At 55.3% G+C, this 3,304-nt stretch carries 6 protein-coding genes; all 6 read right to left on the minus strand.

All coding sequences use genetic code 11. The annotated features are described in order from the left end of the window. A partial coding sequence (locus K0335_RS22760; RefSeq protein WP_137438169.1) for a host specificity protein J occupies nucleotides 1-158 on the minus strand: 158 nt, incomplete at its 3' end. A gap of 60 nt (nucleotides 159-218) precedes the next feature. Continuing rightward, nucleotides 219-866, minus strand: a complete 648-nt coding sequence (locus K0335_RS21920; RefSeq protein WP_219394140.1) for a tail assembly protein — start codon at nucleotides 864-866, stop codon at nucleotides 219-221. Continuing rightward, complete coding sequence (locus K0335_RS21925) at nucleotides 764-1,507, minus strand: C40 family peptidase (RefSeq protein WP_219394141.1); 744 nt, start codon at nucleotides 1,505-1,507, stop codon at nucleotides 764-766. The genes K0335_RS21920 and K0335_RS21925 overlap by 103 nt, the downstream gene beginning before the upstream one ends. Before the next feature lie 5 nt (nucleotides 1,508-1,512). Beyond that, nucleotides 1,513-2,211, minus strand: a complete 699-nt coding sequence (locus K0335_RS21930; RefSeq protein ID WP_046081350.1) for a phage minor tail protein L — start codon at nucleotides 2,209-2,211, stop codon at nucleotides 1,513-1,515. 9 nt (nucleotides 2,212-2,220) lie between these two features. Beyond that, nucleotides 2,221-2,550, minus strand: coding sequence for a phage tail protein (locus K0335_RS21935; RefSeq protein WP_000447253.1), 330 nt, complete (start codon nucleotides 2,548-2,550; stop codon nucleotides 2,221-2,223). Further along, the coding region (locus K0335_RS21940; RefSeq protein WP_219394142.1) for a phage tail tape measure protein at nucleotides 2,550-3,304 on the minus strand (755 nt) is incomplete at its 5' end. The genes K0335_RS21940 and K0335_RS21935, both read right to left, overlap by 1 nt.

The raw sequence follows: 3,304 nt of genomic DNA on the forward strand, positions 1-3,304 counted from the left end.
AGCACCGGCGTACTGTTCAGCAGCACGCTTTTTAATCCATCCACCGGACCTTCAACCGGCCCTTCGCTGATGGCATCAATCACACTCAGCAGCTGCGTGGATTTCAGGTTATCTTTCGCTTCGCGCGGGGTATGCCCCTTACTGCTGCCTTTACCCATTCCTCACGCTCCATAAACGACAAAACCGCCCGCAGGCGGTTTCACATAAAACATTTTGCATCAGCGACCAATCACCAAAACCTGACCACCGTCCCCTTCGTCTGCCGTGCTGATCTCCTGAGAAACCACCCGCGACCCCACACGCATTTCACCGTACAGAACAGGCAAAACATTGCCCTGAGCAACCATGTTATCCAGTGAGGAGAAATAGGTGTTCTGTTTGCCGTTATCTGTACTGGCTGCCGTGGGCGTCCTGGCTTTCGGTGCCAGCATCTGCGCCACACCGCCCAGGATCATACTGGCCCCTGCCGCATACATGCCCGATACAGCCGCGGCACCCAGCCAGCCCACAGGGTTCCACCATGCCACCGCAATCAACGCCGCCCCCAGCACCACCTGAAATACACTGCCACTTTTAGCTCCCGCCAGACGCGGCACGATATGGATCACGGCACCATTTGCCAGCGGCTCATTAAGACGGGCAGATAATTCGGTTTCACCTGCATCACGCCCGGCAATGCGCACCTGATACCAGCCGTCATTCAGTTTCTGACGAAACGCCGGGACCTGTGTGGACAGCGCCCGGATGGCTTCAGCCCCCGTTTTTACACGAAGGTCGATGCAGCGGCCAAATCGTTGTAAATCCCCGTAAAGGCAGATGCGTGCCATGCCCGGTGACGCCAGAGGGAGTGTGTGCGTCGCTGCCATTTGTCGGTATACCTCTCTCGTTTACTCAGTTGTTCAGGAATATGGTGCAGCAGCTCGCCGTCGCCGCAGTAAATGGCGGCATGATTCGGCACCGATGAACCAAAACAGCACAGCAGCACATCGCCCGGTTGTGCTGATGACAACGGCACCTGATACAGCCCTGTGGCCTCCAGATTATCCAGATAGAGATTCTGACCGTGACGCCACCAGTCATCCTCGCGATGAAAATCCGGCATCTCAATCCCCGCCAGATGATAAGCATCCCGGAACAGCGTGTAACAGTCCGTCACCCCGTGCTCAAAGCGCCGCCCGGTGAGATGCGGCACACAGCGGAACTTATGAATCGTCCCCCGGCAGACCAGCCACCACGGCAAATCACTCTGCACCTGCAGCCGCCTGTCGGCCTCACTCAGCCAGGGCAGACCGCCGGGGTGGCTGTGGACCAGCGCCACAATCTCACCCTGCATTTCTGCCTGCAGCCAGTCCTCCGGCAACATCCGGAAATACTCCTCCGGCTCACCGGAGATATTCACGCAGGGAAAATATCTTTCCCCTTCCGGCGTTCTCACCACGAAGCCGCACGACTCCGCTGGCGCACATCGCCGGGCGTGCGCCAGAATCGCTGATTCTGTCTGTGTCATGGTATTTACTGCGAAAGTTTGTTAATGGAAAGGAAGCCGCCAAAGTTGCCGACGTTATTGCGAAACTTACAGCCACTCAGGCATTTGCTGCATTTATCCTTCGTGATATCGGACGTCGGCTGATCATATTCATCCGCGACAGCCGGACCGTGATAACCGCACTCATCACCGCGATAGGTCCAGGTGCAGGTATTAGCCAGCATGATGCGCCCCGGAAAAACGGCACCATCCGTTTCCGTCGGTGTGGACAACACAAAGGAGGCACTGACCGCACTCAGTTCGCTGCACTGCTCGATGCGCCAGCGGCTGATCACCTCCTGCTCCGGATCGGCGTCGCTGTTTCCGTTGACGAAGTTCACCGCATCCAGAAAACGGGCGTAAACCTTACGCCTGACCACCGTTCCGCCGACCAGACTCTGCAGGTCTTCCGCCATCCCGGTGACCATGCCGTGCAGGTTAGAAACCGTCAGTGTCGGACGGGCAGCACTGCCCTTGCCGTTCAGTTCAAATCCCGTCCCCTGAATGGGGTATGCCTGATACTGCCGCCCCTGCCAGGTAACCGGCTCACCTTTTTCGTTCTGCTCATTACAGAAAAAATAACGTTCACCACCGACCTCTGTCAGATCGATTTCCCAGAGCACCACCTGGGCTGACTGAGTGAGGTGTGTCGTCTCATGATGTGTTTCCTGTGGAATATCCTGCATCAGAGCCTCCTATGCCACGACCTGTTCAAAATCTGCCGTTATGGTTACCCACAGCGCCCCCACGCTTGCCGACCATTTACGACAAACCACCCTAATCGGTTTCCAGTCATAAGGTGGCGTCCACTGAAATGCGCGGACGCCACCGTGCCGTTCCAAAAAGGCTTTTAAAGATGGGTGTTCACATTTACGAACACGTATCGTCACGCTGTAAGTCGACAACTGGTTATTCAGTCCCGCCGCACGACGCTGTTCATAACCATCGCCCAGCTTCACTGTCACCACTTTCGGCTCTGATACCACATTCATATCCGGGCGCACTTTCCAGTGAAACGTCTCCATTACCGATATGCTCCACTTAACCGACCACCATCACGGGCCTGCTGTTGCATAAAGTCCGCTGCCGCTTTTTTCCCAAGGTCATAAACCACCTTCAGGGCAGCCGGACCTATCTGCCCGTTCGTGCCATCGTTATTGATCTCGATGTTGTACTGCGGGGCAAACATCGCCATACCTGAACCACCAATATCCGCTACAACCCCCAGCTTACCGTCAGCACCACGACGCAGTGGCAGAATGGCTTCAGGTCCAGCTTCCCCCATCACACCAGCGCCTTTTGCAAAAGCAAAAAACGTCGGACGGTTAACCACCGTGCCACTGTAGCGACTCAAATCAGCCGACTGATAAACCCCGCCATCAGCATTGGCTACAAAATCAAAAGGCAGCGCGGAAGCAATGCCTTTTACCGCTTTCATTAAAGCTATCTGAGCCATGATTCTGGACATATCTGACAGCACAGAAGAGGTGAAGGATTTGAAATTGAGTTTGCCTGTAGTACAGAATGTCGCCAGCCAGTCACTCATGCTACTGAACGCAGACGTGAACAACTGTTCCACTGTCCAGGCTGTGTTATCCGCATTCTCAGTGACATTCTGGAGTGCACGCAGGACTCCGTTTTTCCAGTCACCCTGAGCAATTTCAAGCTGTTGCCAGTAACGGCGATTCTCATTCAGTTGTCGGTTCAGGCTCTCCGTCAGCGCCTGCTCGGCCTTTCTGTAGTCATCCGTGTTATATGTCCCTTTCTGCTCACTATCCC

This window comes from Escherichia sp. GZ89 (genome assembly GCF_019366485.1).
Lineage (GTDB): Bacteria > Pseudomonadota > Gammaproteobacteria > Enterobacterales > Enterobacteriaceae > Escherichia > Escherichia fergusonii.